This is a genomic window from Paracoccus sp. S4493, from assembly GCF_000967735.1.
GTDB classification, from domain to species: Bacteria; Pseudomonadota; Alphaproteobacteria; order Rhodobacterales; family Rhodobacteraceae; genus Paracoccus; species Paracoccus marcusii.
This window is the reverse complement of the sequence record NZ_JXYF01000565.1, coordinates 1-506: the sequence shown is the minus strand read 5'-3', so window position 1 is coordinate 506 and position 506 is coordinate 1. Positions and strand designations below refer to the sequence as shown.

At 78.1% G+C, this 506-nt stretch carries 1 pseudogene; it reads left to right on the top strand.

Annotation, left to right across the window (positions count from 1 at the left end):
• Nucleotides 1–506 (top strand): annotated as a pseudogene (locus TW83_RS21705) (hypothetical protein); the annotation flags it as partial.

Here is a 506-nt window from a genome sequence, read left to right as displayed (position 1 = left end):
TTCGAGGCGATGGCCGCCGCCGCCCGCGGGGCGGGGCCGGTGGGTGCCGATTCGACCGCGGTGGCCACCTTGCCCGACCCCGTCGACCCTGCCGAGGACGGTGCGGCGCGGCCCGTCGATGCGATCCCCCCGCAATCGGGGCAGGCCGCGGCGCTGGAACAGCCCGACACGGCCGAATCCGTGCCCGACCTCAGCGATTTCGCGCCCGCCGCCCCGGTCGAGGTCGCGACCGATCTGCCCGCGCCGCGCCCGAACCAGACCGACGGGGCCGAGACCGCCCCGCAGGTCCCGGACACCCCCCCGGCCCCCGTGGCAGAGGCTCAGCCTAACCGCCCGGCGCTGCCGACGCCCGACGCCACGGCCGTTCCGGTCGCCCCGCGATCGGCGCTCGCACTTGATGCCTCGCGCCGCCCCGAGGACCGGCCGGCCGACCTGGTCGAATCCTTCAACCGCCGCGTGGCAGAGGCGGCTGCCGCCGCCGCGCGTCAGGCCACGGCCGATGCGGC